This window comes from Ruegeria sp. BH6 (genome assembly GCF_056538105.1).
The window spans coordinates 64,043-89,226 of record NZ_JBQFSR010000010.1; the positions used below are offsets into that span (position 1 = coordinate 64,043).

At 58.8% G+C, this 25,184-nt stretch carries 30 protein-coding genes; 19 read left to right on the top strand and 11 right to left on the bottom strand.

Annotation, left to right across the window (positions count from 1 at the left end; all coding sequences use genetic code 11):
• The first annotated feature begins 25 nt into the window (after nt 1-25).
• The gene (locus ACR0B8_RS17845) at nt 26-622 is read left to right on the top strand and encodes a LolA family protein (RefSeq protein WP_480659234.1); all 597 of its coding nucleotides are present in this window, start codon (nt 26-28) and stop codon (nt 620-622) included.
• Between the two features lie 12 nt (nt 623-634).
• Here ACR0B8_RS17845 and ACR0B8_RS17850 read toward each other — a convergent pair whose 3' ends face one another.
• Both ACR0B8_RS17850 and ACR0B8_RS17855 read right to left on the bottom strand, forming a co-directional pair.
• Nucleotides 635-1,216 carry a transglycosylase SLT domain-containing protein gene (locus ACR0B8_RS17850; RefSeq protein ID WP_170351042.1) on the bottom strand — a complete coding sequence of 194 codons (582 nt, stop codon included), beginning with the start codon at nt 1,214-1,216 and terminating at the stop codon, nt 635-637.
• Between the two features lie 60 nt (nt 1,217-1,276).
• A complete protein-coding gene (locus ACR0B8_RS17855; RefSeq protein WP_170362341.1) occupies nt 1,277-2,158 on the bottom strand; it encodes an AEC family transporter in 882 nt (293 codons plus the stop codon).
• A gap of 80 nt (nt 2,159-2,238) precedes the next feature.
• On the opposite strand from ACR0B8_RS17855, the gene hspQ reads away from it, so the two are divergent.
• Nucleotides 2,239-2,565, top strand: coding sequence for a heat shock protein HspQ (gene hspQ, locus ACR0B8_RS17860; protein ID WP_170362340.1), 327 nt, complete (start codon nt 2,239-2,241; stop codon nt 2,563-2,565).
• A 25-nt stretch (nt 2,566-2,590) separates the two neighbouring features.
• Here hspQ and ACR0B8_RS17865 read toward each other — a convergent pair whose 3' ends face one another.
• The 3 genes from ACR0B8_RS17865 to ACR0B8_RS17875 all read right to left on the bottom strand — a co-directional run bounded on the left by ACR0B8_RS17865 (nt 2,591) and on the right by ACR0B8_RS17875 (nt 5,191).
• Nucleotides 2,591-4,168, bottom strand: coding sequence for a gamma-glutamyltransferase family protein (locus tag ACR0B8_RS17865; RefSeq protein WP_226689231.1), 1,578 nt, complete (start codon nt 4,166-4,168; stop codon nt 2,591-2,593).
• Between the two features lie 211 nt (nt 4,169-4,379).
• Nucleotides 4,380-4,820, bottom strand: coding sequence for an ATP-binding protein (locus ACR0B8_RS17870; protein WP_170362338.1), 441 nt, complete (start codon nt 4,818-4,820; stop codon nt 4,380-4,382).
• Between the two features lie 32 nt (nt 4,821-4,852).
• Entirely contained in the window at nt 4,853-5,191 is a 339-nt protein-coding gene (locus ACR0B8_RS17875; RefSeq protein ID WP_170362337.1) for an STAS domain-containing protein, read from the bottom strand.
• Between the two features lie 101 nt (nt 5,192-5,292).
• Between ACR0B8_RS17875 and ACR0B8_RS17880 the strand changes: the two genes are divergently transcribed.
• Complete coding sequence (locus tag ACR0B8_RS17880; RefSeq protein ID WP_226689230.1) at nt 5,293-6,465, top strand: acetyl-CoA C-acyltransferase; 1,173 nt, start codon at nt 5,293-5,295, stop codon at nt 6,463-6,465.
• Nucleotides 6,466-6,519: 54 nt separating this feature from the next.
• Nucleotides 6,520-6,972 (top strand): GAF domain-containing protein, encoded by a 453-nt coding sequence (locus ACR0B8_RS17885; protein WP_226689229.1) that lies wholly within the window; start codon nt 6,520-6,522, stop codon nt 6,970-6,972.
• A 53-nt stretch (nt 6,973-7,025) separates the two neighbouring features.
• On the opposite strand, the gene ACR0B8_RS17890 is transcribed toward ACR0B8_RS17885, so the two are convergent.
• Both ACR0B8_RS17890 and ACR0B8_RS17895 read right to left on the bottom strand, forming a co-directional pair.
• Complete coding sequence (locus ACR0B8_RS17890; protein ID WP_170378302.1) at nt 7,026-7,421, bottom strand: SHOCT domain-containing protein; 396 nt, start codon at nt 7,419-7,421, stop codon at nt 7,026-7,028.
• Between the two features lie 105 nt (nt 7,422-7,526).
• On the bottom strand, nt 7,527-7,937 hold the full coding sequence (locus ACR0B8_RS17895; protein WP_226689228.1) for a DUF1294 domain-containing protein: 411 nt from the start codon (nt 7,935-7,937) through the stop codon (nt 7,527-7,529).
• Here ACR0B8_RS17895 and ACR0B8_RS17900 point away from each other — a divergent pair.
• The 10 genes from ACR0B8_RS17900 (at nt 7,926) to rarD (ending at nt 19,024) form a co-directional block, all read left to right on the top strand.
• Nucleotides 7,926-8,495: a helix-turn-helix domain-containing protein gene (locus ACR0B8_RS17900; RefSeq protein ID WP_226689227.1), complete on the top strand. Its 570-nt coding sequence runs from the start codon at nt 7,926-7,928 to the stop codon at nt 8,493-8,495. The genes ACR0B8_RS17895 and ACR0B8_RS17900 overlap by 12 nt on opposite strands.
• On the top strand, nt 8,495-9,118 hold the full coding sequence (locus tag ACR0B8_RS17905; RefSeq protein ID WP_226689226.1) for a LysE family translocator: 624 nt from the start codon (nt 8,495-8,497) through the stop codon (nt 9,116-9,118). The genes ACR0B8_RS17900 and ACR0B8_RS17905 overlap by 1 nt, the downstream gene beginning before the upstream one ends.
• A 4-nt stretch (nt 9,119-9,122) precedes the next feature.
• Complete coding sequence (locus tag ACR0B8_RS17910; RefSeq protein WP_170362333.1) at nt 9,123-9,503, top strand: GFA family protein; 381 nt, start codon at nt 9,123-9,125, stop codon at nt 9,501-9,503.
• Between the two features lie 15 nt (nt 9,504-9,518).
• The gene (locus ACR0B8_RS17915; RefSeq protein WP_226689225.1) at nt 9,519-11,969 is read left to right on the top strand and encodes a GcvT family protein; all 2,451 of its coding nucleotides are present in this window, start codon (nt 9,519-9,521) and stop codon (nt 11,967-11,969) included.
• Between the two features lie 17 nt (nt 11,970-11,986).
• A complete protein-coding gene (locus tag ACR0B8_RS17920) occupies nt 11,987-12,463 on the top strand; it encodes a cupin domain-containing protein (RefSeq protein ID WP_226689224.1) in 477 nt (158 codons plus the stop codon).
• Nucleotides 12,464-12,475: 12 nt separating this feature from the next.
• Nucleotides 12,476-13,528, top strand: coding sequence for an alcohol dehydrogenase catalytic domain-containing protein (locus tag ACR0B8_RS17925; protein WP_170362330.1), 1,053 nt, complete (start codon nt 12,476-12,478; stop codon nt 13,526-13,528).
• A 12-nt stretch (nt 13,529-13,540) separates the two neighbouring features.
• On the top strand, nt 13,541-14,434 hold the full coding sequence (locus ACR0B8_RS17930) for a homocysteine S-methyltransferase family protein (RefSeq protein ID WP_170362329.1): 894 nt from the start codon (nt 13,541-13,543) through the stop codon (nt 14,432-14,434).
• A 10-nt stretch (nt 14,435-14,444) separates the two neighbouring features.
• Nucleotides 14,445-15,416 (top strand): GlxA family transcriptional regulator, encoded by a 972-nt coding sequence (locus ACR0B8_RS17935; protein WP_170362328.1) that lies wholly within the window; start codon nt 14,445-14,447, stop codon nt 15,414-15,416.
• Nucleotides 15,417-15,506: 90 nt separating this feature from the next.
• Nucleotides 15,507-17,960, top strand: a complete 2,454-nt coding sequence (locus tag ACR0B8_RS17940) for a GcvT family protein (RefSeq protein WP_226689223.1) — start codon at nt 15,507-15,509, stop codon at nt 17,958-17,960.
• A 158-nt stretch (nt 17,961-18,118) separates the two neighbouring features.
• Nucleotides 18,119-19,024, top strand: a complete 906-nt coding sequence (gene rarD, locus ACR0B8_RS17945) for an EamA family transporter RarD (protein WP_170553097.1) — start codon at nt 18,119-18,121, stop codon at nt 19,022-19,024.
• Here the strand turns inward: rarD and ACR0B8_RS17950 are convergent.
• Together ACR0B8_RS17950 and ACR0B8_RS17955 are read right to left on the bottom strand one after the other, a co-directional pair.
• On the bottom strand, nt 19,015-19,719 hold the full coding sequence (locus tag ACR0B8_RS17950; RefSeq protein WP_170578110.1) for an SGNH/GDSL hydrolase family protein: 705 nt from the start codon (nt 19,717-19,719) through the stop codon (nt 19,015-19,017). The genes rarD and ACR0B8_RS17950 overlap by 10 nt on opposite strands.
• Nucleotides 19,720-19,721: 2 nt before the next feature.
• A complete protein-coding gene (locus ACR0B8_RS17955) occupies nt 19,722-20,132 on the bottom strand; it encodes a nuclear transport factor 2 family protein (protein ID WP_170398292.1) in 411 nt (136 codons plus the stop codon).
• A 97-nt stretch (nt 20,133-20,229) separates the two neighbouring features.
• On the opposite strand from ACR0B8_RS17955, the gene ACR0B8_RS17960 reads away from it, so the two are divergent.
• Nucleotides 20,230-20,877 carry an RluA family pseudouridine synthase gene (locus tag ACR0B8_RS17960; protein WP_170553091.1) on the top strand — a complete coding sequence of 216 codons (648 nt, stop codon included), beginning with the start codon at nt 20,230-20,232 and terminating at the stop codon, nt 20,875-20,877.
• A 2-nt stretch (nt 20,878-20,879) separates the two neighbouring features.
• Here the strand turns inward: ACR0B8_RS17960 and ACR0B8_RS17965 are convergent, their stop codons facing one another.
• The gene (locus tag ACR0B8_RS17965; RefSeq protein ID WP_170351020.1) at nt 20,880-21,065 is read right to left on the bottom strand and encodes a hypothetical protein; all 186 of its coding nucleotides are present in this window, start codon (nt 21,063-21,065) and stop codon (nt 20,880-20,882) included.
• Between the two features lie 102 nt (nt 21,066-21,167).
• On the opposite strand from ACR0B8_RS17965, the gene ACR0B8_RS17970 reads away from it, so the two are divergent.
• The 4 genes from ACR0B8_RS17970 (at nt 21,168) to ACR0B8_RS17985 (ending at nt 24,143) form a co-directional block, all read left to right on the top strand.
• Nucleotides 21,168-21,860, top strand: coding sequence for a helix-turn-helix transcriptional regulator (locus ACR0B8_RS17970; RefSeq protein WP_170351019.1), 693 nt, complete (start codon nt 21,168-21,170; stop codon nt 21,858-21,860).
• A gap of 118 nt (nt 21,861-21,978) precedes the next feature.
• Nucleotides 21,979-22,650, top strand: coding sequence for a YiaD family glycine zipper/OmpA-like lipoprotein (locus ACR0B8_RS17975; protein ID WP_170351018.1), 672 nt, complete (start codon nt 21,979-21,981; stop codon nt 22,648-22,650).
• 114 nt (nt 22,651-22,764) lie between these two features.
• Nucleotides 22,765-23,307 carry an NADPH-dependent FMN reductase gene (locus tag ACR0B8_RS17980; RefSeq protein ID WP_226689218.1) on the top strand — a complete coding sequence of 181 codons (543 nt, stop codon included), beginning with the start codon at nt 22,765-22,767 and terminating at the stop codon, nt 23,305-23,307.
• Nucleotides 23,308-23,345: 38 nt separating this feature from the next.
• On the top strand, nt 23,346-24,143 hold the full coding sequence (locus tag ACR0B8_RS17985; protein WP_170362320.1) for an HTD2 family dehydratase: 798 nt from the start codon (nt 23,346-23,348) through the stop codon (nt 24,141-24,143).
• On the opposite strand, the gene ACR0B8_RS17990 is transcribed toward ACR0B8_RS17985, so the two are convergent.
• A complete protein-coding gene (locus ACR0B8_RS17990; protein WP_226689217.1) occupies nt 24,135-25,175 on the bottom strand; it encodes an NAD(P)/FAD-dependent oxidoreductase in 1,041 nt (346 codons plus the stop codon). The genes ACR0B8_RS17985 and ACR0B8_RS17990 overlap by 9 nt on opposite strands.
• Nucleotides 25,176-25,184: the final 9 nt, after the last annotated feature.

The following is a 25,184-nucleotide window of genomic DNA, read 5'->3' on the forward strand; positions in this document are numbered from 1 at the left end:
AGGGCAAAGCGCTTATCTGGGTTTTATGAAACAGATTGCTTTTGCCCTTGCTCTGACCCTGGCCGCACCTGCCGCCTGGGCGGCCGACAAACTGCCATTGTCGCAGATATCCAATTATCTGAACGGTCTAGATACCGTTGAGACGACATTCACTCAGGTCAATGATGACGGCTCGTTGAGTACCGGCAAGCTATGGATGCAGCGGCCGGGCAAGATGCGGTTCGAATATGATCCGCCCAACAGTGCCGTTGTTCTGGCCAATACGGGCACGGTGCAAATCTTCGACCCCAAGTCGAACCAGCCGCCCGAGCAATACCCGCTGAATCGGACACCGCTGTCACTGGTGCTGGCGCGTAACGTGAACTTGGGGCAGGCAAATATGGTTGTGGCTCATGACTTCGACGGCACCGCCACAGTTGTCACCGCCCAAGACCCGAAAAACCCCGATAGCGGACGGATCGAGCTGATGTTCACCGACAACCCGGTTGAGCTGCGCAAATGGGTGATCCATGACAATGCGGGCACGAAAACAACTGTGCTGTTGGGTCAACTGGATACAGACAGCAGCCTGAGCCGAGATTTGTTTACCAAAGCGAAAAGAAGCGGGTCAGGCAATCGCTGACCCGCGTTCTGGTCAATAGCGGCAACCGGACAGTTGCGCTTGGTAAAGTTTGGCGCGCGCATCAACATCATTGGCGACATTCAGCAACCAGGTCTTGCTATAGTGGCTGCCCCGGGCATAGCCGGTGTGGCCTTCGTGATAGGCTAGATACTGGTTGCGGGTGTCGCTGGGGTGAATGCCGTTCCGCTGATAACTTTTGTTCATATACCAGCCGATAAAGTCAGACGCATCGCGGATACGGTCACGCTTGGCCCGACGCTTGCCGGTCTCGCGCTGGTATTCATCCCAGGTGCCATCCAACGCTTGGCTGAAGCCATATGCGCTGCTCTGCCGGCCCATCGGAATCACACCCAGAACGTAATTATGCGGCGTGCGTGCGTCATGCTTATAGCGGCTTTCCTGATAGATCGTCGCCATTTGTACATGAACCGGGACGCCCCATTTGCGCTCGGTGCTCTTAAAGGCCTTCATATAATCGGGCCGTTCGCGCGCAATGCTGCACGCGTCATTCAATTTGCTGGGTGGTTGCTTGGACCCACCACCACAGGATGCCAAAAGCAGCACCCCGAAGAGTACGATTAGAATTCTGCTCATGTGCCTCGTGCCTTTTTTCTTTATTCTAGCGCAGATTGAGCGTTTAGGGAATCACAATCGTTACAGAATAATCGCGAGAATTATAGGTAATGCGCCCACGGACAACGCTGTTGAGACCATGACCATCCCGGCAACCGCGTCGGAATCGGCATCGAACCGCTCGGCCAGCAGGTATGAGGTTACTGCCACCGGAGTACACATCTGCAGCACCAGAACGCCAAAGGCCACGGCTTCGAGTTTGAAGATCAGCGCAACAGACCAGCCCACGGCGAAACAGACAGCCAGTTTAAGAAATGACAGCCAGACCGCCTGACCCAGCCGGTGCGTTGTCAGCCGCGCGACCGCCACGCCCAGCGTTATCAGCATCAGGGGCACTGCCATCTGGCCCAACAATTCCAATGTGTTAGTCAGAAACAGGGGCGTCTGCCAACCGCGCCACAAAAACAGCGCCCCCAATAGGGTTGCCCAGACCATCGGTTCGCGCACGACTTTGCCGAACGCGCCTTTTCCGGCAACAAGGTAGATGCCGTAAGTAAACGAAAACAACGCTGTTACTGACAGAAAAATGACCGCATAGCCCAACCCGGCCTGGCCAAAGGCGAAAATGCACAAAGGAAGACCCAAATTTCCGGTATTTCCGAATATCAGCGGCGAAAGATAGGTGCGCTGTTCAAGTTTCAGCCCCCGGACGATCAGCCAGAAGACCGCTGCCATCACCAGATTGGCAACGATTGTCGCAACGGTAAAACGGGAAAGATCGCCGCCCGGAATGTCGGTTTGCATCAGCGCCACAAAGATCAGGCTGGGCACAGCAAGGGTCATGGCAAAGCGTGTGACGAATTGCAGGCGATACTCGAATCCCAGCTTGACCCAAGCAAAACCGATGCCCGCCAGAATAAACACCGGGGCCACGATTTCGAATACTGTCAGCAAGAGGTTCACAGACTGTTTCCCTTATTTACGGATCAATGATTGGCATTTCGGCCCGGAAAGAGGTAGTAAGTTCAATGGGGGCATAAACTATGCTGAAGACACACGCCAAGTACGGCCTGGGACAGATCGTCCGTCATAAAAAACATCCCTTCCGAGGGGTGATTTTTGACGTGGACCCGGAGTTTGCGAACACGGAAGAATGGTATCAGGCCATCCCCGAAGACAGCCGCCCGATCAAGGACCAACCGTTTTACCACTTGTTGGCGGAAAACGATCAATCCTTCTATGTGGCTTATGTTTCTGAACAAAATCTGGTCGCCGACCAATCGGGTGAGCCGGTTGAACACCCCGATATTCCCGATATGTTCGGTCCGTTCGAAAACGGCGCCTATCCGCTCCACTTCCATCTGAACTAAGGGTGCTTGGCCGGGTGTCGGCCCGTCAGTACCCAAGGGCGCACCCGTCTTTTCGCGGGTCGCTTGCGCCTTGAAGAACGCCATCCTCACAGATTCGAATGGCTTGTGCGCCGCCCAACGGCGTTTCTGGAACCTCTACAGTGTGCCCTAAATCACGTAATTGTTGGATGGTGCTGGGCGAAATTCCGCGTTCCAGCTTTAATACGCCATTGTCGGCAAAGGCGCGCGGCGCCTCGATGCTGGCCTGAAGGCCCAACCCGTGGTCCGTCAAATTTGACACAAACCGGGCGTGGCCGGTGGGTTGATAGGCGCCACCCATCACGCCGAACGGCATCAGCACACGACCATTTTGCGTCAACAGCCCCGGAATGATTGTGTGCATGGGGCGTTTGCCGCCGCCCAGTTCATTCGGATGACCCGATTGCAGGGTAAAGCCTGCGCCTCGGTTTTGCAGCAGAATGCCGTATTTTTCGGATGCGATCCCCGAGCCGAAGCTGTGAAAGATGGAATAGATCAGCGAAACCGCCATTCTGTCCCGATCCACAACGGTGATATAGACGGTGTCCTTGTGAATAGCCTCGGTCAGTGGGGCGGCGGCGGGCATGGCGCGTTTCGGGTCGATTAGCGCAGCCAGCCTGTCGGCCACATCCTGATCCGTGAACCGATCCGCATGTGTTGTATGATCGGGATCGGCGATAAAGCGGTTGCGCGCGTCATAGGCGAGTTTCGAGGCTTCTGCCTCGATATGCAGACGCTGCGCCTCGAACGGGTCCATGCTGACAAGGTCGAAGTTCTTGAGGATATTCAGCAAAAGAATGGCCGTGGCGCCCTGGCCATTTGGTGGATGTTCAACCAAATCCAACCCATTGTAGTCGCCGCTGACAGGCTGTGTTTCAGTGCATGCGGTGGCCAGAAAATCCTCAATCGTGTGAACGCCGCCCAGTTGGGTGAGTGCAGCGACCATGTCCTCGGCGATGTCACCGGAGTAAAACGCATCCCGCCCGGTACGAGCAATCTGGCGCAAGACTTCGGCTTGCCCGCGAGAGTGAAACACCTGCCCAGTCTTAGGAGCACTGTCATTAATCAGGTATTGCGTCCGCGCGGCCCCCTGTAGAGTGGCTGCCCCCGTTTCCCAATCAAACGCCACCCTTGGGGCAACCGGCACCCCAGCTTCGGCATAGTGAATGGCGGGTTGCAAAATGGCCTCAAGCCCCAGTTTGCCTTCGGTTTGCGCCAGATGACAGAACGCATCGACGGCGCCGGGAACGGTTACAGCGTCTGCTGTGTTCAAAGGCACTTTTGTCAGCCCCTGCGACCGCAGTTTTTCTGCGTTAGCTGCTGCAGGCGCGCGGCCCGAACCATTCAGGGCGCGTATCTGATCCTCACCCGCCCGGTTGTACAGCACGAAACAATCGCCGCCCAGCCCGGTCATCTGAGGTTCACAAATACCCAACAGCACCGCCCCGGCGATGGCGGCATCCATTGCGTTGCCACCCTGGGTAAGAATGTCCACAGCGACCTTTGCGGCCAAGGGATGCGACGTGGCGCACATCCCTTCGGTCGCCAGAACTTCGGATCGACCCGGTGAGTGAAAATCCCGCATGACATTATTCCCCGATTGAACGCGCCGAAGGTATCGCGCAGTCCGGGGTTGTCCAGTCAAATCAAAGGGAAGTTCCTCGGCGCCGTTCACTGGGTGGGGGCTGTGACACGTGGCGCCGAGGGAAGCTATCTGAGCTACAGGTACTGTTTTGCCCTTTGTTTGGGGCGTTACAATGGTTCGATCTGGGCCTTATTGTGACGTTTTCTTGCCGTCAGACAGGTTCTGGAAAGTCAAAGCGCAGCGACAAACGGTTACAACCATTGCTTCGTTCATAGCGGATATCGCTGGTCAGTTCATGGATTAGAAACCAGCCGAACCCACCTTCGGGCAGGTCTTCGATGGTCGATCCCAATGATGCCGGGATGCCGTCAGGTACCCGAAATCCGGGTAACGGGTTGCCGGTGTCCGAGATCAAAATCTCAAGCCAGTTCTGATGCAGGCGGCACCGAACCTTCACCTTGGCCGGAGTTATGTCGGCATAGGCGTGTTCGACCACATTATTGATTGCTTCGGCCAGCGCGATTTTTACATCACCCGCCTTGTGCGCCGGAAGCCCATGCGTCGCCAACCCCCGGCTGAGTTGCGCGATCCCGTCACTGGCCTCAGTCTCAGTTGCTGCGAAGCTCAGATCTAAACACTTGCCGTTGTACATGGGCGTCGCGCCTATTCAGATAGTCAATTAGGTCAATCCGCGGAGGTCGACAGGGCATCATCCAGGGTTGGATATAGTTTGAACACCGTGTCCATACGGGTCAGGCGGAAAACCTTTTCAACAAAAGGGTGCAGCCCTGCCAGGTCCAGCCTGCGCTCATTTCCAAGCTGTTTCATCGAGGCGACGATTGCACCTAAGCCACTTGAATCTATGAACTCGACACTGGTCAGGTCCAGCACCACGCGTGTGGCCCCGCCTTCGGCCTGATTGCGCATATCTTCCTTGAACTGGATGGCCATGGCCGCATCAATCCGGTCGGAATGCACTTTGATAATTTGGGTTGCGTCGGTCGTTGTGCTGGTCAAGGCCATGCGCGACGGTCCTCTAATATGAAACTCGCTAGTAGAAATACGCTAGACGACAATTCTTACCATTCGGTATCCATCAAAGCTGAAAGAGGAGGATCATCGCGATGAAACAGGTTGTTATCGCGGGGGCGGCGCGGACGCCCATGGGCGGGTTTCAGGGTATGTTCGACGGTATTGCCGCTGCTGAATTGGGCGGGAGCGCCATTCGTGCTGCGCTGCACAGCGCGGGCGCTGATACGGTCGACGAAGTGCTGATGGGCTGTGTTCTGCCCGCCGGCCAGGGCCAGGCCCCGGCACGACAGGCCGGATTTGCGGCGGGATTGGGTGAAGAGGTGCCCGCAACAACCCTGAACAAGATGTGTGGGTCGGGAATGAAGGCTGCCATGATCGCCTTTGACCAGATTACTCTGGGTCACGCTGATACGATGATCGCAGGTGGCATGGAGAGTATGACCAACGCCCCTTACCTGTTGCCGAAAATGCGCGGCGGTGCGCGCATCGGGCATGGTCAGGTGGTTGACCATATGTTTCTGGATGGCCTCGAGGACGCCTATGACAAAGGCCGCCTGATGGGTACCTTCGCCGAGGATTGCGCCGAAGCCTATCAATTCACGCGAGAATCGCAGGACGAATACGCGCTGCAGTCGCTTTCCAACGCCCTGTCTGCACAGGAAAGTGGTGCCTTCGAGGGTGAGATCACACCTGTTACCTCCAAGACCCGCAAGGGCGAGGTCACTTTTGCCCAAGATGAACAGCCGCAATCCGCCCGGCCAGCTAAAATCCCGACGCTGAAACCTGCCTTTCGTAAGGATGGGACGGTCACGGCAGCCAATTCGTCATCGATTTCTGACGGGGCAGCCGCGTTGCTACTGGCTTCGGCTGAGGCGGCCGAAGCGCAGGGCCTGACTGTGCGTGCCCGGATCATTGGTCATGCCAGCCACGCGCAGGCCCCGGGTTTGTTCACGACCGCGCCGATTCCGGCCGCACAGAAACTACTGTCGAATATCGGCTGGTCCAAAGATGACGTCGACCTGTGGGAGGTGAACGAGGCCTTTGCCGTTGTACCCATGGCCTTCATGCACGAAATGGGCCTGTCGCGCGACAAGGTGAACGTAAATGGCGGGGCCTGCGCTTTGGGGCATCCAATCGGCGCCTCGGGCGCTCGGATCATGGTCACTCTGCTCAACGCGCTGGAAAAGCGGAACCTCAAACGCGGCGTGGCTGCCATCTGCATCGGTGGCGGCGAAGGCACGGCCATCGCCATCGAACGCGTTTGACGCTTGGGTTTATTCCACATACTGCGGGATAAACCTTTTCCAAAGAGCTCAATCATGACCGCCGATTACGACACGCTTGCTAAAACCATCGCCGCCCTGACCGAAGGTGAAACGGATCAGGTTGCCCTAATGGCGACAATTACCTGCGAGGTGCATCACGCCGATGACCGGTTCGACTGGACTGGCTTTTACCGCGTGACCCAGCCCGGTTTGTTAAAGATCGGTCCCTATCAGGGTGGGCACGGCTGTTTGGTCATCCCGTTCGACCGGGGCGTCTGTGGTGCTGCCGCACGGACTGGCGAAGTGCAGCTTGTGCCGGATGTTGAAGCCTTTCCGGGTCACATCGCCTGTGCGACGTCCACCCGGTCAGAATTGGTGCTGCCAGTGCGGGACGCATCGGGAAAGGTGATAGCGGTGTTCGACATCGACAGCAATCAGCCGGACGCATTTACCGATCAGGACGCCACAGTGTTTGGCGCCATTCTGACCGACGTCTTTGCAAGATGAGTTCAGCCGGGACATGTCCCGGCTGATTGATGTTCAAAAAGGGTCGCGATTTATCAGCTTGCCAGGATCTTAGCCTTTTGCGCGGCGAATTCCTCTTCCGTCAGGTGGCCGCTCTCCTTGAGCTTGGCTAGCCGTTCCAATTCATCCGCGGCGGATACGCTCGCGACCGAGCGGATGTAATCCTTCTGCGCCTCTTCTATCTGATTCATGGTCTCGACATTGTGCTGGTGCATCTTATCCCCGCGCACGATGAGATAGCACAGCACGCCCAACCAGGGGATCAGGATCACAAAGGCGATCCACAACGCTTTGCCTCCGCCGCTCAGGTCCTTTGAGCGGAAGACATCGGCAACAACCGAAATCATCACCCAGAACCAGGCAACCATCAGGAACAACCAGAAGATTGACCAGACTATATCGAAGAAACCGATCCCATTTTCCATATTCATCCAACCCTTTGCATAAAAAATAGAAATCTCTGCGCACAGAGACACCTATTTGTAACAGACAGTTGGCGATATGGTTAGATATTGTTTTAGGTGAATATAATATTTTTAGAGTAGTTTTTCCGAGGCTTCGGTCACCACCAAGAATATTAGAACCATTTGAACGCCAGTTATCGCGAACAGCCAGACTGAGAACCCGCGTTTGCGGGTTTTGTGCCTGAAAATCCATCGCCCGACCACTGCGCCGGGGCTGCCACCAAGTGCGGCCAGCCATAATAGGCGGCGCTCCGGCACCCGGTTTTTGCGCCGTCGTGCGCGGGCCTTGTCCCAGCCAAAGGCCAATAGTGTCAGGGTGTTGATCCCCCATAAATAGATCACTGCAATCCACATGCGAAAGGCATACCAAGCAAACTGATCAAGTGAAATGAAAAAACTCTTGGAAATTTCACGATTCTCAGCCATCGTGAAAAAGGAGAGGAAATTTTCACAAGAATCGGAACGCCCCTGGTGAATACCCAAGCCCCCCACAGCGCGACACTTGGTGCGGATATCCGCGCCCTGCGCAAGGCGCGCGGGTTGACCTTGACCGAGATTGCAGCGCGGTTGAACCGGTCGGTCGGATGGCTCAGCCAGGTTGAGCGCGACATGTCTGATCCCTCGATCTCGGACCTGCGCCAGATTGCTGAGTGTCTGGGTGTGCCGATGTCGATGCTGTTTGCGCATTCCTCGGTGCCGGTGGCCGAACAGGGTTACGTGGTGCGCGCCGGATCGCGCCGTCCGATGGGCTCGGGTGAGGAAGGGTTGATCGAAGAATTGCTTTCGCCCGATCTGACTGATGACTTCGAGATGGTACATTCCACATTCGAGCCCCGCTCCAGAATGCAGAAACCAGCCAATCGGCCGACGCAAGAGGTTGGTTACATGATCTCTGGCCGATTGGATCTGACCATAGGCTCCAACCAGTTCACGGTGGGGCCGGGTGACAGTTTCCGCATCAGGCATGAATCCTATCAATGGGCCAACCCCTATGATGAGCCCGCCGTGGCCATCTGGGTCATCGCCCCGCCGGTGTACTGATGAGTTTCGAGGCCTGGACCATATTCGCGCTGTTTTGGGTAGTGTTCGTAACTACGCCGGGGCCGAATGCGGTCAATTGTATTTCGAATGGGATGAGCCTGCCGTTTCCAAAGGCGATGCTTGGCGTTCTGGCAATCCTGACGCAGGCCGGCGCGTTTCTGATCCTGTCGGCGCTGGGTGTGACCGCGCTGATCGCGGCCTCTCCAACCGGGTTCTTCATCGCAAAGCTGGTGGGCGCGGGTTTCCTGATCTGGGTGGGTTTTCGTGGCTGGATGAATGCAACGAAACCTGCGCCAGCTTCGGAACGGCCTGCACGTCATGTCTATCTGCACGCGCTGGCCGTGGCGACGATCAACCCCAAAAGCGTGGCGGGATATCTGGCGGCCTTTTCGCAATTTGTGCAGCCCGAGGTGCCGATCTGGCAGCAGATGGGGGTGATCATGCCCACCGCGCTGGTCATCACCACGCTCAGCTATACCGGGTTCACCTTGCTAGGTGCGCTGATGGGCAAGGCGGCACTGGGGGCGGTGTTCAACATCTGGGTGCGCCGGGTCATGGCAACCTGTTTCATCATCTATGGCGTGTTGCTGGGGGCCAGCTCCACGCCCGCAACAAGGGGGTAATGACATGCAAGCCGGTTCCTGCCTGTGCGGCGCGGTCGCGTTCACGATTGACGGAGAGTTGTCGCCACCCTCGGCCTGCCATTGCGGTCAGTGCCGCAAGCAATCAGGGCATTATTGGTCTTCGACCTCGACCCATCAGGACAACCTCAGCTTCGCTGCCAGCGATACGCTGAACTGGTTCCGTGCCTCGGACATTGCTCGGCGTGGCTTTTGCAACGCCTGCGGTTCGTTTCTGTTTTGGCAGCACAATGACGAAGACACGATTTCGATTTCCATGGGCGCACTGGATGAGCCCACAGGACTGCACCTCGCCCGGCATATCTTTGTCGCTGACAAGGGCGATTACTACGACATCACAGACGATCTGCCCCAACGGGCACAGTAACAAGGATCAAGACCAATGAGCGATTTTCCGACAAAAGCCCGCGTGGTTGTTATCGGTGGCGGTGTGGTGGGAGCCTCCTCGCTGTACCATCTGGCCAAGAAAGGCTGGACCGACTGCGTTCTGCTGGAAAAGAACGAGCTGACCGCAGGCTCGACCTGGCACGCGGCGGGTAACGTACCGACCTTCTCGACCTCATGGGCGATCATGAACATGCAGCGGTACTCTACCGAGCTGTATGCGCGGCTGGGTGAAGAAGTCGACTATCCGATGAACTATCATCAGTCCGGCTCGATCCGTTTGGCGCACAGCAAAGAGCGGATGCAGGAGTTTGAGCGTGCCATGTCGATGGGCCTGTACCAGGGCATCCCGATGGAGATGTGGACCCCAGAAGAGGCCAAGGAACGCTATCCCTTCCTTGAAACGCATGATCTTGAGGGCGTGCTGTATGATCCGACCGATGGTGACATTGACCCGGCGCAGTTGACACAGGCGTTGGCCAAGGGTGCCCGCGACATGGGGCAAAAGATCATCCGGTTCTGCCCGGCAACCGGCGTGACCCAGCACGACGACGGCACTTGGACCGTACACACTGACAAGGGCGATATCGCCTGTGATTATGTGGTCAACGCTGCTGGATATTACGCGCAGCGCGTGGGTGAGTGGTTCAAGCCTTACGGTGGCCGCACTGTGCCCGCGATGGTCATGAGTCACCAGTACCTGCTGACCGACGAAATCCCCGAGGTTGAAGACTGGTCCAAGGAAAACGGCGGCAAGAAGCTGCCGCTGCTGCGCGACGTAGATATCTCGTACTACCTGCGGCAAGAGAAGCACGGCTTCAACCTTGGCCCGTATGAGCCCAACTGCAAGGGCCACTGGATGAGCGAAGACGACCCGATGCCCGAGGATTTCTCGTTCCAGCTTTGGAATGACGATCTGGATCGGATTGAGGACATCGTCACCGACGCGATGGAGCGGGTGCCGCTGATGGCAACCTCGGGCGTTGGTCGCGTGATCAACGGCCCGATTCCTTACGCGCCGGACGGTCTGCCACTGATTGGCCCAATGCCGGGCGTCAAAAACGCGTTCGAGGCGCACACCTTTACCTTCGGCATCGCGCAAGGCGGTGGTGCAGGCAAGGTACTGGCAGAGTGGATCGTCGATGGTCACACCGAATGGGATATGTGGGCCGTCGATCCGCGCCGCTATACCGATTACACCGATCAGGATTACTGTAACCAGAAGGGCATGGAAGTTTACGGCAACGAATACGCCATGCACTTCCCGCATCATGAATGGCCCGCAGCACGTGACAAGAAGCTGTCGCCGGTTCACGCCAAGGTGAAGGAACTGGGCGGCGTCATGGGGGTCTACAACGGCTGGGAACGGGCCAACTGGTTCGCACAACCGGGTGACGACACCTCGCTTGAAGCCACCCATACCTGGGGCCGCTCGGGCCCGTGGGAGCAGCGCGTCAAAGAAGAATGCGAGGCTGTACGCGACCATTGCGGTGTGTTGGATCTGCCGGGCTTTTCGCGTTTTATGGTCAAAGGCGAGGGCGCGGCCGAGGCGTTGCGCGGGCTGGTCGCGGGTGGTCTGCCCAAGGTCGGCCGCATCAATCTGGTTTATATCTCGGACGATCGGGGCCGGATCCTGACCGAGATGTCCTGCCTGCGTTTGGGCGAGGATGAGTTCGTCATGATAACGGCCGCAACGGCGCAATGGCATGACCGCGATATTCTGGTGAATGCGATGCCTGCTGGTGTTTCGGTCGAGGATGTCACCACCACACGCGATACACTGATCGTCACCGGCCCGAAATCGCGGGATATCCTGTCGGGTTTGACGGATGCCGATCTGACCACAGGTTGGCTGACCCACCAAGCGGCCACCGTCGCCGGGCAACCCGCCTATTTGATCCGAGTGTCCTTTGCCGGCGAGCTGGGCTGGGAAGTGCATGCCCTGAACGAGCATATGCCTGCCATCTATGACGCGATCATTGATGCCGGGGCCAAGCCGTTCGGTATGTATGCCTTGAACTCGCTGCGTATCGAAAAGGGATATCGCGCCTGGAAAGGCGACCTGTCGACCGACTATTCGCTGCTGGAAGGTGGACTGGGGCGGTTCGTCAAGCTGGACAAGCCGCAGGACTTCCCCGGCAAGGCCGCGATCCAGAACGAAAAACAGCAGGGCGTGAAGAAATCCTTTGTCACCCTGACTGTGGACGCAGGCGATTGCGACGCACCGTACATGTCTTGCATATGGCAGAATGGTGAGATCGTTGGCGAAACCACCTCGGGCGCATGGGGCTACCGTGTTGGCAAATCCATTGCGCTGGGCATGATCAAGGCCGAGCTTGCCAACCCCGGCACCGAACTTGAGGTCGAAATTTACGGCCGGAAATGCCGCGCCGTGGTAGAAGAGGATCAACCGCTGTGGGATCCTCAGAACGAGCGGCTGCGCGCCTAACCCCTGTCGGAGGAGCCATGAGCAAGCGATATTCCAAATTGGGGCCCGGTGAGGGTCCCAACTATGACTGGGAAAGCGACCATACGTTCGTAAAGGTTTCGGCCCGGGATACGAATGGCGCCTATACGCTCATGGAAGACAATCTGAAGGCCAGCTTCGCGCTTGGCCTTCATCGTCACGATACCCATGCCGAGACCTTTTATTTCTTGGAAGGTGAAGTGGATTTCTATGTCGACGGTGACTGGCATCGATGCGGTCCGGGTATCACGATGCATGTCCCGCCAGGGGTTCCGCATGCTTGTCGCGTGGCCGATGGGGCACCGGCGCGGATGCTGATGATTTTTCAGCCTTCGGGGTTTGACGGTTTCCTTGCAGAACTTTCGACTATGACCAACGCCGATTTCGCTGATGAGGCTAAGATGGCAGCACTAAACGCCCGCTATGACATCATCCCGATGGGTCCCGTTCCGTCGCATCCAGACGATCAGGCATAAAGGCAGTATCTGATGACGACACCCACAGTCATGTCCGGCGTTTATCTGACCCAACACGGCGGACCCGAGGCGTTGGAATGGCGCGACAACCTTCCGGTACCGCAACCGGGTCCGGGGCAGGCGCTGGTTCGGGTAATGGCCGCCGGGGTGAACAACACGGATATCAATACACGGGTCGGCTGGTATTCCTCGGATGTGACAGGCGCGACGGATTCTGTTGATCAGGACGTCGATGCCGGAGGTTGGGGCGGTGCGCTGCAGTTTCCACGCATTCAGGGTGGTGATCTGTGTGGTGTCGTTGAACAAGTGGGTTCAGGGGTGGCGTTCCAACCGGGCCAACGCGTGACCTGCCCGATCAACCTGCCCCGCCCCAGACCCGGTCACCCGACCGGTTTCGTTGCGCTGGGCTCGGAGTTGGACGGCGCATTTGCGCAATACTGTCTGGTTGAGGCGGATGATCTGTACGACGTCAGCGCCTCGCCCCTGTCTGACGTGGAAATCGCCGCCATCCCCTGCGCCTTTGGCACGGCCGAGAACCTGCTGGCCCGCGCAGGTGTGACCTCGGGGCAAAAGGTGCTGATCACCGGCGCGTCAGGTGGTGTCGGTCTGGCGGCCGTACAGCTGGCGGTGTTGCGGGGGGCAACCGTCTGGGGCGTGACCAGCCCGTCCAAGGCCGAAGTGGTCAAATTGCAGGGCGCCGCGGATACGTTCGACCGTGATGCGGCACTGCCAGCCGATATGTTCGACGTGGTGATCGACGTTGTGGGCGGCCCGGCATGGCCCGGCCTGATCCTGGCGTTGAAACCGGGTGGCCACTACGCGGTTTCAGGTGCCATCGCCGGCCCGATCGTAAAGGCCGACCTACGAGATATCTATTTGCGCGACATCACCATTCACGGCTGTACGCATCAGGCGTTCGAGGTGTTCGGACGGCTGGTTGAGATGATCAATGGCGGACGCATCATGCCCTTGATCGCAAAGACTTATCCGCTAAAGGACATCGCAACCGCGCAGGCTGATTTTCAATCCAAGGCGTTTGCGGGCAAACTTGTGCTGATTCCCTGAATAGGATGAGATATGGCGTATATCACTCTTCTGGATGGCTCAATCGGACAGGAACTGGTCAAGCGCAGCGGGGACCGGGCCACGCCACTGTGGTCGACGCGGGTGATGATCGACTATCCCGAACTGGTGGGTGACGTACATGACGACTACTTTCGTCGTGGTGCGACTGTCGCCACCACAAACACCTATGCCGTCCACCGCTCGCGTCTGGTGCGCGTGGGGATGGAGGATCAGGTCGCAAATCTGATCGACACTGCCCTGACCCAGGCAGAACGAGCATGTGCAGGAACCAGAGGGCGGATTGCCGGATCGCTAGGGCCGCTATTGGCTTCGTACCGACCCGACCTGAACCCTGACCCGACAGATGCCGCGAATAAGTTTCGGGAGCTAGTGTCGCTGATGGCCACGCGCGTCGATCTTTTCCTGATTGAAACGGTGTGTTCGGTGCGGGAAGCCCAAGGCGCTTTGCGCGGGACAGAGGGCTGCGGCAAACCTGTCTGGCTGGGGCTGTCGGTGATGGATGAGGACGGAACCCGCCTACGCTCGGGCGAGCTGTTGAGGGATATCGAACCGGTTGTGGCACGCTTTGCGCCCGACGCCATCTTGATCAACTGTTCGCGTCCCGAGGCGATTCCCGCGGCGCTTCCGATCATTGCGCAGATGGGCCGCCCGTTCGGGGCCTATGCCAACGGGTTCACCGGAATATCAGAAGGATTTCTGAAAGACGCACCCACAGTCGATGCATTGGAGCAACGTCAGGATCTTGGACCTGATGCCTATGCCGATCACGCCATGGCCTGGGTGGCGCAGGGGGCGACGATTGTGGGTGGCTGTTGCGAAGTTGGCCCGGATCACATCGAAACGCTGGCCGGCCGGCTGCGCGCAGCCGGCCACCGGATTGTCTGAGGAAAAGGCGATGCGGACACGTTCGGACAACCTACCGCAGACACAGCAGCACTTCGATATCCTGGTGGCACCCGGCTATGTGTTGTTGGAACTGGCCTCGCTGGTTGAAGTTCTGCGACTGGCCAACCGCGTCTGTCCGACCCCTCCGTTCACCTATGCCTATCGGTCACTGAAAGGCGGCCCGATTTCCAGCAGCAGCGAGGCGATGGTTCAAACTGATCCTGTCCCGGCGCAGCCCAAGGCGGATTACCTGTTCGTGATCGGCAATTCTGACCCGGATCACCCCGACCTTTCGCTGGGGCGTGTCGTGTCGAGCTATACGTTCCGCGGGGCCAAGGTGTTCCTTCTGGCCGAGGCCGCCAGCCGCTATATCAACGAACACGGCACGGGCGACATGGCGACCCATTGGGAGAACGCCTCGTTCCTGCGTGAGCGCGGCGCCCGGTTCGAGGCCAAGCTGTCCATTGCCACCGAACAGGGCGCGGTGGTGACCTGTGCCGGGATGGAGGCGACAACAGATGTGGCGCTGGCGGTGATCGGTCGCCATATCTCGGGACCTGCCAAGATGACGGTGGCCGATATCATGCTGCATGAAAACATCCGCGATTTTTCATCAATGCAGCCGTTTTCCGGGGCGAAACTGACCGCGACGGGCGACGCCAGACTGGATCAGTGCATCAAGCTGATGCAGGCCAACATTGAAGACCCGATGCCAATCCATCAGATCGTCGAGTCGCTGCACCTGTCGAACCGTTCGCTAGAGCGGAAGTTCAAAACCTTTTTCGGTACCACGCCCAATGGATTCTATCGTGAAATGCGACTGGCCAAGGCAAATAACCTGCTGCTGAACACCACAATGAGCGTTCGTGAAATCGGGCTTGCCTGCGGTTTTCCCAACGGTTTTTCCTCGGTCTACAAAAGCTTCTTCGGGGTTACGCCCTTTGTTGTAAGGCGGGAAAAACGGGCCGCGATACAACGGTGAAAATCGCCAATACAGTGACGGTTTTGGCGCATTTATTGTCGATCTTCCGTGGCATTTTGGCGCAAACCTGACACATCGGAGATTCTCAGGATGGTTGATCTTCCCAGCAAGGCCAAAGTGGTCATCATCGGCGGCGGCGTCATCGGATGCTCGGTCGCATATCATTTGACCAAGAAGGGCTGGAATGACGTTGTGCTGCTGGAGCGCAAGCAACTGACCAGCGGCACCACATGGCATGCCGCCGGTCTGATCGCGCAGCTGCGCGCCACGGCGAACATGACCAAGTTGGCGAAATACAGTCAGGAGCTTTACGGCTCGCTTGAGGAAGAGACCGGTGTGGCCACCGGTTTCAAACGCTGCGGGTCGATCACCGTGGCGTTGACCGAAGAGCGCAAGGAAGAAATCTATCGCCAGGCCGCCATGGCTCGCGCTTTTGGGGTGGAAGTCGAAGAGATTTCCAACGAACGCGTTCAGGAACTGTATCCGCATATCAACCTCGAAGGTGTGACGGGCGCGGTTTACCTGCCGCTGGACGGGCAGGGCGATCCGGCGAACATTGCGCTGGCTTTGGCCAAGGGCGCACGCCAACGCGGTGCGGTTGTCAAAGAGCGGGTGAAGGTTGCCGATATCGTCAAGCAGGGCCGCAAGGTGACCGGTGTCGATTGGGTTGCGGATGACGGCAGTGCCTCGGGTCATATCGAATGTGACATGGTGGTGAACTGTGCGGGAATGTGGGGGCATGAGGTCGGTCGCATGGCGGGCGTCAATGTTCCGCTGCACGCGTGCGAACACTTCTATATCGTCACCGAGAGTATTGACGGGTTGACCCAGTTGCCGGTGCTGCGGGTGCCGGATGAATGCGCCTATTACAAGGAAGATGCAGGAAAAATCCTGCTAGGGGCCTTTGAGCCCAACGCCAAGCCTTGGGCGATGAACGGCATCCCTGACACGTTCGAGTTTGACCAGCTGCCTGAAGATTTTGATCACTTCGAACCGATCCTCGAAGCTGCCTGTGAACGGGTGCCGATGTTGGCCGAGGCCGGTATCCATACCTTCTTTAACGGACCGGAGTCTTTCACACCCGATGATGCATACCATCTGGGCCTCGCGCCCGAGATGGACAATGTCTGGGTTGCGGCGGGGTTCAACTCGATCGGTATCCAGTCCGCCGGTGGCGCGGGTATGGCGCTGGCTGAATGGATGGATACGGGCGAGAAGCCGTTTGATCTGGGCGATGTGGACATCAGCCGGATGCAACCTTTCCAGGGCAATAAGCAGTATCTGTTTGAACGCTCTAAGGAAACGCTGGGCCTGCTTTATGCCGACCACTATCCCTATCGCCAGAAAGCCTCCGCGCGGGGTGTGCGGCGGACCCCGTTCCACCATCATCTGCTGGAACAGGGCGCCGTGATGGGCGAATTGGCTGGTTGGGAGCGCGCCAACTGGTATGCCAATGAAGGGCAAGAGCGTGAATACCACTACAGCTGGAAGCGCCAGAACTGGTTCGAGAACTCGGCCACCGAACACCACGCCGTGCGTGAGAATGTGGGCATGTACGATATGTCCTCGTTCGGTAAAATCCGCGTCGAAGGACCGGATGCTGAGAAGTTCATGAACTATGTCGGCGGCGGCGACTATTCGGTGCCGAATGGCAAGATCGTCTATACTCAGTTTTTGAACCGCACCGGCGGGATTGAGGCGGACGTGACCGTCACCCGCCTGACGGAAACCTCCTATCTGGTGGTCACTCCGGCGGCGACCCGTCTGGCGGACCAGACCTGGATGATGCGTCACGCAGGCAATTTCAACGTGGTCATCACCGATGTCACCGCGGGCGAGGGCGTTCTGGCCGTTATGGGGCCGAATGCGCGTACGCTGCTGGAGAAAGTCTCACCCAGTGACTTCTCGAACGCAATCAACCCGTTTGGCACCGCGCAGGAGATTGAGATCGGGATGGGTCTGGCCCGCGCGCATCGCGTGACCTATGTGGGTGAGCTTGGTTGGGAAATCTATGTTTCATCCGACATGGCAGGGCACGTGTTTGAAACCCTGCATGAGGCCGGGCAGGACATGGGTCTGAAACTGTGTGGCATGCATATGATGGACAGCTGCCGGATCGAGAAGGGCTTCCGCCATTTCGGCCATGACATCACCTGTGAGGATCACGTGGTCGATGCGGGCCTGGGCTTTGCCGTGAAGGTCGACAAGGGCAGCGACTTTATCGGCCGCGAGGCGGTGATTGCACGTAAGGAAAGCGGGCCGAAGAACCGTCTGGTCCAGTTCAAACTGACCGATGCCGAACCGCTGCTGTTCCACAACGAACCGATCATCCGGGATGGCGAATATGTGGGTTATCTGAGTTCAGGCAACTATGGCCACACGTTGGGTGGTGCCATCGGTCTGGGCTATGTCCCGTGTGAGGGTGAGAAGGCAGCAGATGTGCTGGCCTCGACCTACGAGATCGACGTGTGCGGTGTGAAGGTCAAGGCAGAGGCTTCGCTGAAGCCGATGTATGACCCGAAATCCGAACGCGCTAAGGTGTAATCAAATTGTCGGGGCGCTGCGGCGCCCCGCTCGATTTTGGTGCCTGCCTGTATTGGCACGACGTATCAGATTTCCTGATGACCCTCTTCACAGTTTTCGCGGTTTCCAAGCTAGTCTGATTTGCCGTAGAGAAATACGGTATCAGTCGGAGACCCGCCGTGGCAGACGCCCCCCTACCATCGAACAATGCAGACACGCCCAAAGGGCTTGCGCTGGCTGTGACGGCCTATGTCCTGTGGGGATTTTTGCCCCTGTATATGAAGGCACTGTCGCACGTTGGCCCGGTTGAGATTGTTGCGCATCGCGTCATCTGGTCGGTGCCTGTGGCCGGGTTGTTGCTTGTGGCGCTGGGGCGTACGCGGGATCTGAAGGCGGCGCTGGTAAACCCAAAGATGTTAGGGATGGCTTGCCTGACGGCAGCGCTGATCTCGGTGAATTGGGCAATCTATGTCTGGTCGATTGCCAATGACCGGGCTTTGGATGCTGCGCTGGGATATTACATCAACCCGTTGTTCAGCATTGCGCTGGGCGCGGTTCTGCTGCGCGAGCCGTTGACAAAAACGCAGCTGATGGCAGTGGCGATTGCGGCCCTTGGAGTGCTGGCTTTGATCATCGAGGCGGGTAGCCTGCCGTGGCCAGCACTGGGGTTGATGGTAACGTGGGGATTTTATGCCTTTTTCAAGCGATCACTGCCCATTGGCCCCAACCAAGGCTTTTTGCTTGAGGTCCTGATCCTGCTGATCCCGGCGTTGATGTACGTCACGTGGTTGGGTGTGAAAGGTACTGGCAATTTTGGGGTGGGTGCATCAGACACCTTGCTGCTGGCTGCGGCCGGGGTGGTGACGGCGGTGCCCCTGCTGGTTTATGCCAATGGGGCCAAGCTGGTACGGTTGTCGACCATGGGTATTCTGCAATATATCGCTCCGACCATGATTTTCATCACCGCCATTACCGTGTTTGGTGAACAGATTGACCGAGGACGCATGATTGCATTTCCTCTGATCTGGACGGCTCTGGTGGTGTATTCGATTCCGATGATCCGGCAGATGCGGACTCAGGCTTGACGTAGAAGACGGGCCGCCTCTTCGGCCCAGATCGCATAGGTTTTTGGACTTGGGTGATATCCGTCCGGCGCGACCAGTGCCGGATCGTCGGGCAGATCCATCGCCAGATACCGCGCCTGCGCGAAGCTGGCCGTAACATGCCGTAGGCCCTGATCCAACCGCCTTGCCTGATGGCCTAAAACCCAGGCCAGCGGCTGTGGCAGGGCCGGGAACCGGTTCATCTGCGGTACCGCTGTGACGGCCAATCGTTTTACGCCCAGAGGGCCGGTCAAAAGCTTCAACAATTGGGTCTGGCGGTCCACGAAGCGCTTGTACGTCACGCCGCGCGTCACGTCATTTACACCGAGAGCTGTCACTGCCATGTCGAACTGGCCGCTCAGGCCGCGCAATCGGTCAATCGTATCCTGAGTTGTGTGTCCAGTGGTGGCCTCAAGCCGCCATTCGACCGTGTAGTGACTGGCCAGTCGGGACACGAGATGCCCGGATAGCGCTTGCGCCTGCGTCCCCGCACCGACCCCGGCGGCCGAGCTGTCGCCCGTGATCAGCAACCGCAACCGGGGCCCACGCCCTTCGCGCCCTTCGCGCGGGCCAATTGGTTCCGGCAGCAATTGGGCGTTGCGGCGCACCGACAGGCCCTGCATCGCCAGAACCGGCAGTAAGGGCACGCGCAACAGCTGATCCGGGGCAAAAGGCATGGTCAGTTGAGCGCGTTCTTGAATTCTAGGAACCGCGCATCGGTCATGATCCGCGCCATCATCGCCTCGCGCAGGGCACCGATGGTTTTGTGGGGGCGCATGACGACCTCGAATTCCTGGATCAGACCATCATCGTTCAGGGTGATCAGATCGACACCCACCGCATCCAGGTCACCGACCTTGCACTGAAACTCCAACGCCCAATCCTTGCCCGCACCCATCACACGGCGATAGCGGAAGTCCGAGAACACTTGCCCCACGTGCCCTAGTACCGCCGCCACCGGTGCGCGCCCTGTCCAGGTGCTGTAATAGGTGGGCGGTGAAAACCGCACATCCTCGGCCAGCAACTCGTGGATCAGGCTTTCATCGCCCTTGGCCACCACTTCTTGCATGTGTTTGATCGTGGGGTGCATGGTCTCTCCTTCCGTATTGGAGCGAGAGTTGCTGAACCGTTCCGTTCAGGCAAGCGCGACGTTGCGGGAGGTCGCGCGCTGCGATAGGCAGGCGCGCATGAGCGAGACCTATGATCCCCCGATGACCCCCTTGGACGTGTTGCACGAGGATGCGCAGCTAATTGTGGTGAACAAGCCCTCGGGCTTATTGTCCGTGCCGGGGCGGGGCGAGCATCTGGCCGATTGCTTGCTGACGCGGGTTCAGGCGACGTTTCCGCAAGCGCTGTTGGTGCATCGGCTGGATCGGGACACTTCCGGCGTCATGGTCTTTGCTCAGACACCCCACGCTCAGCGGCATCTGAGCATGCAGTTCGAAAATCGTCAGTCCCGCAAGACCTATGTGGCGCGCGTCTGGGGGCGGGTCGAGGACAAGACCGGAACCGTCGATCTGCCGCTGATCGTGGACTGGCCCAACCGCCCGCTTCAGATGGTGTGTCATGAGACCGGCAAAGCGGCCGTCACCGACTGGCGCGTGGTCAAGCATGAAGGCGAAACAACCCGCATGCGGTTGTTTCCAAAGACCGGTCGGTCGCACCAACTTCGGGTACATATGCAGGCGCTGGGTCACCCGATCCTGGGTGACCCGTTCTATGCCGAAGGTGCGGCGCGGCAATTCCCGCGCCTGATGCTGCATTCCGAAGAGCTACGCCTGAAAAGCCCCGAAGGCGGGGTTGCCATGAAATTCCGCGCCAAGGCGGATTTCTGATCCTAAGCCGTGCTGGTCCAGAACAGTTTCAGATTGCCCAGTGAAAACCGCTTCGCTCGTTTCTTAGGGACGCAAGGTCGGCGAGCGGCCATGATTTCGCGTTCGATTTCAAAGGCACGCAGGGTGTGATCCTGCGCCCAGCGGTCCAATTTCAGGGTCATCATCACGTGATTGTCGCGGCTTGGCATGGGAATTCTCCTTTCAACTGATCCCAAGTCTGGCCCATCACTCCTGACACCACCCTGTCAGGGGGGTGTGCTAGTGTGTCAGCAGATCAATCGGAGACCCCCATGCGCCGTTCGACACGCCTGTTTGAAATCATCCAGATTTTGCGTTCAGCCGAAACGCCGGTGACGGCCGAGATGTTGGCAGAAAAGCTGGAGGTGTCCGCGCGCACCGTCTATCGCGACATTGCGGCCCTTCAGGCGCAACGTACCCCGATCGAGGGAGAGGCTGGTGTCGGCTATCTGATGCGGCGCGGCTATGACCTGCCACCGCTGAATTTTGATGCCGAAGAGGTCGAGGCCCTGTGGGTCGGCCTGTCGATGCTGGCGCGGACCGGGGATAGCACGCTGCAGCAGGCCGCCGACCGTGTGTGCCGCAAGATCGAGGCGTTGCGCGTGCCGACAGACTGGTTGCAGGTTGCCCCATGGGGCGCGCCGATGGACGATCCTGAAAAGGGTTGCGTACCGGTTGTGAACTATCGCGAGGCCATACGGAACGAGCGCAAAATCCGCATCACCTATGTCAACGCCAACGAAGATCGGACCGAACGGATCGTCCGGCCCGTTGCGCTGATCTATCATATCGAGTGCACCATGCTGGCCGCGTGGTGCGAGTTGCGGAACGGGTTCCGCCACTTCCGTACCGACCGTATCTGGGCCTGCGAGTTGATTGACGATCACTTTTGCGGGCAGGGTGAGCCGTTGCGCGCGATCTGGCAGGAACAGAATCACTGGGATGTCCCCACAGGTACGTCGTAATTGGCAGGTATTTGCCGATTTCACTTGATTGTTGCTTGAGCCCACCTGCGGGCAACGCGATATACTGCGCCAAACAATACGCGCCCGAAGAACGGGCGCCGGAGCAGAAGGTGATATCATGACGATTTCCAAATTTGTTTTGTCTGCCGGGCTATCCTCGGCTCTGGTCTTGGCGGCCTGTACGGACCCTGGCACGCTGAACCTGCCATCCGACCCCAATCAGAACACCAGACAAGGTGCGATTCTGGGCGGTCTGGTCGGGGCCGGAGTTGGCGCCATTGCAAACGACTCGGACCCGCTGTTGGGCGCGCTGGCAGGTGGTGCCATCGGTGCTGCAGGTGGTGGTCTGGTCGGCAACCAACTGGACAAGCAGGCGGCGGAACTGCGTCAGCAGCTGGCCAATCAGGGCATTACCGTCACCAATGCCGGAGATCGCCTGATCGTCACCGTGCCGAATGATATCAGCTTTGACACTGACAGCGCGACCGTGCGCCCGGCGCTGCGTGCCGATCTGGTGCGGGTAGGGCAGAACCTGACGCGGTATCCGAACTCGAACATTCAGGTCATCGGCCATACCGACAGCGATGGCGAGGCGTCCTATAATCAGGCCCTGTCCGAACGCCGTGCACGGTCCGTGGCAGATATTCTGCAGGCCAATGGGGTGAGCAGCGCCCGTCTCACGACTATCGGGCTGGGGGAAAACCGCCCCGCTGCGTCGAACCTGACGCCCGAAGGCAAGGCCCGCAACCGCCGGGTTGATATCGAGATTGTCCCCAGCGGCCAAACCTGACGAAACGGGGCACCTGCGGGTGCCCCTTTTTCGCACATTGACTGCGCGTCACATGGGCTTTGGTGCGCGCGTGCTTTGGGCTAGCTATTGGGAAACCAAAACCGGAGTTCCCCAATGTCCGCACCAATCCTTCTGAGCCTGTCTGGTTCGCTGCGTCAAAGCGCCACCAACCGCAAACTTCTGCGCGAGGCGGCGCGGCTGTTCGATCCCGGCACCCATATCGAAGCCGACCTGAACCTGCCGCTCTATGATGGCGATCTGGAGGATGGTGAAGGCATTCCCGCGCCTGTTCAAACTCTGGCCGATCAGATCGCGCAGGCGCATGCGGTGATCATTTCCACACCCGAATACAACAAAGGCCCGTCAGGCGTGCTGAAAAACGCGTTGGACTGGGTCAGCCGAACCGAGGGCCGCCCCTGGGCTGACAAGCCGGTCGCGGTGATGTCGGCGGCGGCGGGTCGTGCCGGGGGTGAGCGCGCGCAGATGGTGTTGCGTGGCTATATGGTGCCGTTCCAGCCGCGCATCCTGCAAGGGCCCGAGATCCATCTGGCCAACAGTTCCAACGAGTTTGATGAACATGGAAAACTGACCAGCGACCGCTATGAAAGCAGCTTGCGAACCCTGATGGAGAAGCTGCGGGTCGAGGCGGGGTTCTAACGCTTGTTCACACAGGTCGGGCTGCCTAATCTACGGCCATGGCAGAGGAAATTCAGACCGATGTGATCGACCCGACCCGCGCCGCAGCATTTCAGGTGGCGCTGGGGCAGGAGGGGACAGTGACCGACGGAACGCCGCTGCCACCGTTTTTCCATCAGCTCTATTTCTGGTCGCCGCGCCCGCCGTCCCAATTGGGCCGTGATGGTCACCCCAAGGTTGGCGGGCTGATCCCCGATATGGGACTGCCACGCCGGATGTGGGCCGGAGGGCGATTGGAATTCAATGCGCCATTGATTGCGGGCCGCAGTGCCAAGCGTCGGTCGATCTGCGACAGTGCAACCTCAAAAAAAGGGCGCAGTGGGCCGCTGGGATTTGTGACTTTACGGCATGAAATCTGGCAGGGGGATACCCATTGTCTGACCGAATGGCAGGATCTGGTGTACCGTCAGGACCCTTCGCCAGATCAGGTCCAGCCCGCCCCACCCACGGCGCGCACCGATGAAACAGACCGGCACGAGGTCACGTTCGATTCCACCTTGCTGTTTCGCTATTCGGCGCTGACCTTCAATGGCCACCGTATCCATTACGATCTGGATTATGCCCGCGATGTCGAAGGTTATGCCGGACTGGTCGTGCATGGCCCGCTGCTGGCGCAGCTGCTGATGTTGTTTGCCAAAGAATTGATGGGGCCTTTGGCGCGGTTCTCGTTCCGTGCAACCGCGCCGTTGATGCATTTTGAAACCGCGACCTTGTGCCGGGAAGGGCAAACCCTGTGGGTGAGCGGCCCCGATGGGCGGCAATGTATGATCGCCGAAGCTGTTGCCCGGTCAGAGTGAGGCTTCGGGCCGGAAATCGTCGGGGATGTTATCGCGTCCGTCCAGAACCAGATCGGCCATGGCCTCGGCCACTTTGGGTGCCATGCCAAAGCCGATCTTGAAGCCTCCATTGGCGATGAACTGCCCCTGATGTAGCGGGTGTTCCCCCAGCATCGGGGCACGACTTTTGCTGCGGGGGCGCACACCGGCCCAGCGGTCGATGACCTCTGCCCCATGCAATACAGGCACCGCGCGGGTGGCGCGATCCAGCACATCATCCAGCGCGGCATCCGTACTGGCCGGGTCACCATATTCGCGTTCCGAGGTCGAGCCGATCGCCAGTGTGCCATCCGCATGGGGGACGATATGGATCGCATCCGCAAACAGCTGTGGCACTTCCCCAGCATCGAACCGCAACAGCGCAGCCTGTCCCTTGACGCCATTGCCGACGGTTTTGCCGAAGGCTTGGCTAAGTTCCAGTAATCCGGCCAGACCAGTGGCATGGACAACCTGCCCCTTGTTCGGCGCGTCTGTCACCACCTCGACACCCATCACCGCAAGCGCAGAAACCAGCGCAGCGCAGGCGCGGCGGGGGTGCATCCGGGCACTTAGCGTATCGTGGATCACGAAACCGGTTGGGCTGGGTGGGCACCATGACCCAAGCGTATCAGTCGCAACAACACGCCATTCGGCGTGACCCTGCCACAGCTTGTCCGCCGTAGCCGCGCGGGCATGGGCAAGCTCCAAGGTGCGGGCGTCAGTGACGGGTTGCAACCGGCCCAGACGCGCATACCCGGCGGAAACCCCGCCGGTGGCTTCGACCTGTTTCCAGAAGGGTTCGGCCAGGATCAGGCTGTCGAATTGAAAGGCCTTCTTGGCGTTCCAGTTTTCGGGCACATGCGGGGCCAACGCGCCGACCAAACCACCGCTGGAGCCTGATCCGGGACCGAACGGATCGACAACCTGCACCTTGGCGCCGCGCCGGGCGCAGGTCCAGGCAATGGACAGGCCAAAGATGCCCGCGCCACGCACCGTTACATCGACCATTGCCATTCCCCTTAT

Bases quoted from the DNA above. Each gene is read 5' to 3' on its own strand.
- ACR0B8_RS17880 (WP_226689230.1), top strand. From the start codon at position 5,293: ATGAAACAGGTTGTTATCGCGGGGGCGGCGCGGACGCCCATGGGCGGG.
- ACR0B8_RS17865 (WP_226689231.1), bottom strand. From the start codon at position 4,168: ATGCGGGATTTTCACTCACCGGGTCGATCCGAAGTTCTGGCGACCGAA.
- ACR0B8_RS17890 (WP_170378302.1), bottom strand. From the start codon at position 7,421: ATGAATATGGAAAATGGGATCGGTTTCTTCGATATAGTCTGGTCAATC.
- ACR0B8_RS17955 (WP_170398292.1), bottom strand. From the start codon at position 20,132: ATGCACCCCACGATCAAACACATGCAAGAAGTGGTGGCCAAGGGCGAT.
- ACR0B8_RS17885 (WP_226689229.1), top strand. From the start codon at position 6,520: ATGACCGCCGATTACGACACGCTTGCTAAAACCATCGCCGCCCTGACC.
- ACR0B8_RS17930 (WP_170362329.1), top strand. From the start codon at position 13,541: ATGGCGTATATCACTCTTCTGGATGGCTCAATCGGACAGGAACTGGTC.
- ACR0B8_RS17985 (WP_170362320.1), top strand. From the start codon at position 23,346: ATGGCAGAGGAAATTCAGACCGATGTGATCGACCCGACCCGCGCCGCA.
- ACR0B8_RS17915 (WP_226689225.1), top strand. From the start codon at position 9,519: ATGAGCGATTTTCCGACAAAAGCCCGCGTGGTTGTTATCGGTGGCGGT.
- ACR0B8_RS17965 (WP_170351020.1), bottom strand. From the start codon at position 21,065: ATGCCAAGCCGCGACAATCACGTGATGATGACCCTGAAATTGGACCGC.
- ACR0B8_RS17975 (WP_170351018.1), top strand. From the start codon at position 21,979: ATGACGATTTCCAAATTTGTTTTGTCTGCCGGGCTATCCTCGGCTCTG.
- ACR0B8_RS17925 (WP_170362330.1), top strand. From the start codon at position 12,476: ATGACGACACCCACAGTCATGTCCGGCGTTTATCTGACCCAACACGGC.
- ACR0B8_RS17970 (WP_170351019.1), top strand. From the start codon at position 21,168: ATGCGCCGTTCGACACGCCTGTTTGAAATCATCCAGATTTTGCGTTCA.
- ACR0B8_RS17905 (WP_226689226.1), top strand. From the start codon at position 8,495: ATGAGTTTCGAGGCCTGGACCATATTCGCGCTGTTTTGGGTAGTGTTC.
- hspQ (WP_170362340.1), top strand. From the start codon at position 2,239: ATGCTGAAGACACACGCCAAGTACGGCCTGGGACAGATCGTCCGTCAT.
- ACR0B8_RS17980 (WP_226689218.1), top strand. From the start codon at position 22,765: ATGTCCGCACCAATCCTTCTGAGCCTGTCTGGTTCGCTGCGTCAAAGC.
- ACR0B8_RS17990 (WP_226689217.1), bottom strand. From the start codon at position 25,175: ATGGCAATGGTCGATGTAACGGTGCGTGGCGCGGGCATCTTTGGCCTG.
- ACR0B8_RS17950 (WP_170578110.1), bottom strand. From the start codon at position 19,719: ATGCCTTTTGCCCCGGATCAGCTGTTGCGCGTGCCCTTACTGCCGGTT.
- ACR0B8_RS17875 (WP_170362337.1), bottom strand. From the start codon at position 5,191: ATGGCCTTGACCAGCACAACGACCGACGCAACCCAAATTATCAAAGTG.
- ACR0B8_RS17920 (WP_226689224.1), top strand. From the start codon at position 11,987: ATGAGCAAGCGATATTCCAAATTGGGGCCCGGTGAGGGTCCCAACTAT.
- ACR0B8_RS17960 (WP_170553091.1), top strand. From the start codon at position 20,230: ATGAGCGAGACCTATGATCCCCCGATGACCCCCTTGGACGTGTTGCAC.
- ACR0B8_RS17850 (WP_170351042.1), bottom strand. From the start codon at position 1,216: ATGAGCAGAATTCTAATCGTACTCTTCGGGGTGCTGCTTTTGGCATCC.
- ACR0B8_RS17935 (WP_170362328.1), top strand. From the start codon at position 14,445: ATGCGGACACGTTCGGACAACCTACCGCAGACACAGCAGCACTTCGAT.
- ACR0B8_RS17940 (WP_226689223.1), top strand. From the start codon at position 15,507: ATGGTTGATCTTCCCAGCAAGGCCAAAGTGGTCATCATCGGCGGCGGC.
- ACR0B8_RS17910 (WP_170362333.1), top strand. From the start codon at position 9,123: ATGCAAGCCGGTTCCTGCCTGTGCGGCGCGGTCGCGTTCACGATTGAC.
- ACR0B8_RS17870 (WP_170362338.1), bottom strand. From the start codon at position 4,820: ATGTACAACGGCAAGTGTTTAGATCTGAGCTTCGCAGCAACTGAGACT.
- ACR0B8_RS17845 (WP_480659234.1), top strand. From the start codon at position 26: ATGAAACAGATTGCTTTTGCCCTTGCTCTGACCCTGGCCGCACCTGCC.